Annotated in this window: 6 protein-coding genes; 5 read left to right on the plus strand and 1 reads right to left on the minus strand. The window is 56.5% G+C overall.

The window, feature by feature from the left end; all coding sequences use genetic code 11:
• The 3 genes from HHJ19_RS13360 to HHJ19_RS13370 form a co-directional block, all read left to right on the plus strand.
• Positions 1–858: 4Fe-4S dicluster domain-containing protein (locus tag HHJ19_RS13360; protein ID WP_296908191.1), on the plus strand; the 858-nt coding region annotated here is incomplete at its 5' end.
• A 14-nt stretch (positions 859–872) separates the two neighbouring features.
• Entirely contained in the window at positions 873–1133 is a 261-nt protein-coding gene (locus tag HHJ19_RS13365) for a nitrogen fixation protein FixH (RefSeq protein ID WP_296908192.1), read from the plus strand.
• Between the two features lie 42 nt (positions 1134–1175).
• The gene (locus tag HHJ19_RS13370; protein ID WP_296908198.1) at positions 1176–1469 is read left to right on the plus strand and encodes a hypothetical protein; all 294 of its coding nucleotides are present in this window, start codon (positions 1176–1178) and stop codon (positions 1467–1469) included.
• A gap of 49 nt (positions 1470–1518) precedes the next feature.
• On the opposite strand, the gene fnr is transcribed toward HHJ19_RS13370, so the two are convergent.
• Complete coding sequence (gene fnr / locus HHJ19_RS13375; RefSeq protein ID WP_296908193.1) at positions 1519–2319, minus strand: fumarate/nitrate reduction transcriptional regulator Fnr; 801 nt, start codon at positions 2317–2319, stop codon at positions 1519–1521.
• A gap of 161 nt (positions 2320–2480) precedes the next feature.
• Between fnr and hemN the strand changes: the two genes are divergently transcribed.
• Entirely contained in the window at positions 2481–3863 is a 1383-nt protein-coding gene (gene hemN / locus HHJ19_RS13380) for an oxygen-independent coproporphyrinogen III oxidase (protein WP_296908194.1), read from the plus strand.
• Between the two features lie 9 nt (positions 3864–3872).
• Positions 3873–4510: sulfite exporter TauE/SafE family protein (locus HHJ19_RS13385; RefSeq protein WP_296908196.1), on the plus strand; the 638-nt coding region annotated here is incomplete at its 3' end.

Genomic DNA, 4510 nt, shown 5'->3' on the forward strand with positions numbered 1-4510 from the left:
ATCACCGCTGGCATGGGGCCATGGGAAACCTTCTGGGTTTTCTTTTACGGATTCGCCACGTACGGCAATGCGGGCTTCATGCGCGAACAAGTCTGCAAATACATGTGCCCTTACGCACGTGTTCAGAGTGCCATGTTCGACAAGGACACTTTGATCGTGACCTATGACGAGGCGCGCGGCGAGCCGCGCGGTTCGCGCTCCAAAAAAGCCGATCCCCAAGCCTTGAACTTGGGTTCCTGCATCGATTGCACGCTCTGTGTTCAGGTCTGTCCCACGGGCATCGATATCCGCAAGGGCCTGCAATACGAATGCATCAGTTGCGCGGCCTGCATTGACGTGTGCGACACGGTAATGGACAAGATGAATTATCCGCGCGGACTGATTCGCTACTCAACCCAAAATGCCGTCGCGCAGGGCTGGGGAAAGGGTCCACTGTTGCGCAGGGTGTTTCGTCCGCGAGTGCTGGTTTACAGCGCCGTACTTATTGCCATCACCGTGGCACTATTCACCAGTCTCGCCTTGCGCGCGTCATTTAAGGTCGATGTCGTGCGGGACCGGGCCTCGTTGGCGCGAATCGTCAGCGGCGGAAAGATTGAAAATGTCTACCGTTTGCAGGTGATGAATGCCACTGAAATTACCCAGAAATATCGCATTGCCGCGAGCGGTCTGCCCGGCCTGGCGCTGGTTGGTGAAGGATTGATCTCGGTGGACGCCACGGACGCGCGCTGGGTGCCGGTCACGCTTCAGTTGCCTTATGAAGGCGCGAAGGCGGGGTCGCATGAAATCCATTTTGAAATTGAAGCCATCAATTCTCCGGGACGGGTGACCGAGAAGTCTGTATTTTTGGTCCCGCGCTAAAAAAGGAAACCGTTATGAATGAAGAGCAAGGGCAACCTTGGTGGAAGTTTGGTCATGTATGGATGGTATTTGCAGGGCCAGCCGTGGTGGTGGTGGCCTCATTCATTACACTTTATCTGGCTATCAAGATTCCCGATCCTGTGGTTACCAGTTATGGCCATGCCGCTGAGTCTGAGGTGGCCAAGCCGGACTCCAAACCTGTTACCAATATGGCTCCAGCCATGCAGGCCCGTAATCATGCCGCAACGGGCGTTCCTGCACCTGCGGAACCTTGAAACCTTGATGAGATATCTAAAATCAACCAGGGACTCATGAATATGCTTGCCCAACGATTGATGTGGATTGCATGGCCGGCATTCCTGCTTGCCGGCGTCATTGAAATGCTGGTGTTTGGATTTGTGGATCCAAAGGATTTGCGGTGGTTTGGCCGGCCTTTACCGATGTCGCGCGAAGGCGTTTACACGCTCGCATTTTTTGCTTTCTGGCTTATGACCATGCTTTCCAGTGCCGTGACAACACTGCTCTCGGTGTCACCCTTCGAGGTTAATCGCTGCCATTTGCCAATCTACGGAAGGCCGGAAGCTTGTTCCAAAAAGGCCGGCAACAACTGAGTTCAGGCTTTTTGGTGCCTGAAGAAGCGGCCATGAGCCTGCAGCCCTACTACTGGCAGGGCTGCTGGTTGTTGTTGACGATCAGCTTGAGGGCATCGGTGTCGAGTATGCGCACATGTCGCTGCTTGACCTCCACTATCCCTTCTTCGACAAACTTCGAGAAGGTGCGACTAACGGTTTCTAGCTTGAGTCCCAGGTAACTGCCGATTTCTTCCCGCGTCATGCGCAGAAGAAGTTCCGATTGCGAAAATCCACGGGCATGAAGGCGTTGCACCAGATTGAGCAAAAACGCAGCCAGCCGTTCCTCGGCCCGCATGCTGCCCAGCAAAAGCATCACGCCATGCTCACGCACAATCTCCCGGCTCATGATTTTATGCACATGACGCTGCAGGGAGACTACCTCGCGTGAGAGTTCTTCAATCCGGTCAAATGGCATGACGCACACCTCTGCGTCTTCAAGCGCCACGGCATCGCAGGCGTGATGGTCTTTCACGATGCCGTCCAGCCCGATGATTTCCCCCGCCATCTGGAAGCCCGTCACCTGATTGCGGCCATCTTCTGTGGTTATGCAAGTTTTGAAAAAGCCGGTGCGAATTGCATACAGAGAAGTGAACTTGTCACCATTGCTGTACAGCCTGGCGCCCCGCTTAACCTTGCGCCGAATGGCTACCACCTCGTCAATCCTGTCGAGTTCGTCAGCCTTCAGGCCCATCGGCATGCACAATTCGCGCAGATTACAGTTGGAGCAGGCGACCTTGACGGTGTGCGAATTGAGGGGGTAAATTTTGACATCGCCGACGGCTTGTGCCGGCCTGCCGATCGCCTGCGGTTCTGGAGTGACCTCAAACATGACATTCTCCTGAGAAGGGTTCGTTGTTTGATTGGGACCTTGTCTGCCACTGATCTATGTCAAAAAGAGACAGTTCGGTTCGCGATACATTGGTTTGGTCGCCCCCGGCATTGCGGGTGCGTGTTCCAAGGATCGTCATGACCGCTGTTTCGATCAATTGTATGCCTATCCCGTCAGCGGAATTGATTCGTCGTTTTGATGTATCGGGTCCTCGCTACACTTCGTATCCAACTGCCGATCGTTTTGTAGAGGCCTTCTCGGCCGATCAGGTTGCACAGGTGCTCGGGCAACGTTACAACGGTCCAGCTGCCATGTTGTTGCCTTTCTCGCTTTACGTGCATATTCCGTTTTGTGAGTCGCTGTGTTATTACTGCGCTCGCAACAAGATCATCACCAGACACCATGAGGCCAGCCAGACTTATCTGCGCTATCTGAGTCGCGAACTGAATCTATACACGGCTCATCTGGGAACCGCCCAGAGGCTCAGTCAGGTGCATTTGGGTGGCGGAACTCCCACGTTCCTGAACGACGATGAATTGAGCCAATTGATGGGCCTGTTGCGGCGCAATTTTACTTTCGCGCCGCGCGCGGAATATGCCATCGAAGTCGATCCGCGCACGGTGGATGCCTCGCGTTTGGCCACGCTGGCCGAGTTGGGGTTCAACCGGCTGAGTTTCGGCATTCAGGATTTTGATCCCTCCGTGCAAAAGGCCGTCAATCGCTTTCAGCCTGCCGAACAGGTGTTTGCCTTGATGGAGTCTGCGCGTTCCTTAAGTTTCGAGTCGGTCAATGTCAATCTAATTTACGGTCTTCCTCAACAGACGCCAGAATCGTTTGAGCGCACGCTGGCCCAGGTCTGCGAACTCCGGCCCGACCGGATTGCGCTGCATGGCTATGAACATCTGCCCTCGCGGTTCAAGCCGCAACGACGCATCATTGTTGCCGAGCTGCCTTTGGCAGGTGCCAGGCTTTTGATGTTGTCGAGTTCGCTTGCGGCATTTCAGAAGGCGGGGTATGTTGCTGTGGGAATGGATCACTTTGCCCTGCCCGGTGATGCGCTGGCCGTGGCAAAACGCCAGGGGAGGCTACACCGCAACTTGCAGGGGTACAGCGACCAGCCTGACTGCGACCTGATCAGCCTGGGCGTTTCAGCGACTGGAAAAGTCGGCGCCACATACAGCCAGAATGCCGAGACGTTGGAGGAGTATTACGACTGCCTCGACCAAGGGCGTCTGCCGGTGGTGCGGGGTCTGGCGCTCTCGCGCGATGACTTGGTGCGGCGTTCCGTCATCATGGCGCTCATGTGCCAGGGGCAACTCGATTTCGAGTCGATTGACCTGTCCCATCTGATCGATTTCAAAAGTTATTTCGCCGCCGAGCTTGAAACCCTGCGTGGCATGCAGGAGCAAGGTATGGTCGAGGTCAATGAAAGCGGCATTCAGGTGAGCGACATGGGCGGGTTTTTTGTGCGCAGCGTGGCCATGGTCTTTGACCGTTACCTGCAAGCTGACCGCAACCGTGCAAGGTTTTCCCGGATCATTTAGAACCAACGCATGCAAACATCGCTCGCCGTTACGGCATTGCTCATGGGTCTTGCTGGTGGACCGCACTGCATCGCCATGTGTGGCGCGGCTTGCGCCGGCATTGGCAAGGCTGCGGGCGAGCGTAAAACTTTGGCGTTATGGACGTTTCAGTTCGGGCGCTTGGCCGGTTATTCGGCACTCGGTGCGGTGGCGGCAGCATCGATGCAGGGACTGGGCTGGCTGACGACGCAAACGGCAGTCATGCGGCCGGTCTGGACGCTGTTTCATGTGGCCGTGATGATGATGGGGCTGATGTTGGTACTGCTCGCCCGCCAGCCAGTCTGGCTTGACAACACGGCCCGCACTGTCTGGAGCAAAGTCCGCGCCTTAAACGCAGCCTGGGGACGTGGTGCGCCGCTGGCCATCGGCGCGCTCTGGGTCTTCATGCCGTGCGGCTTGTTGTATTCGGCCCTTCTGGTGGCCGCTCTAAGCGGGGCGGCGCTGGACGGCGCGCTCACCATGGCACTGTTTGCCTTGGGACGCAGCGGGTCCCTGCTGATCGGCCCTTGGTTGTTCCTGCGCCTGCATGGCAGCGGGAGCGGCGAGTGGGGAATCCGCCTGGCTGGCATGGCTTTGGCGCTCACTTCCGGCTGGGCTTTGTGGATGGG

Source organism: Polaromonas sp. (assembly GCF_012927415.1).
In the GTDB taxonomy this organism is placed as follows: Bacteria; Pseudomonadota; Gammaproteobacteria; order Burkholderiales; family Burkholderiaceae_C; genus Polaromonas.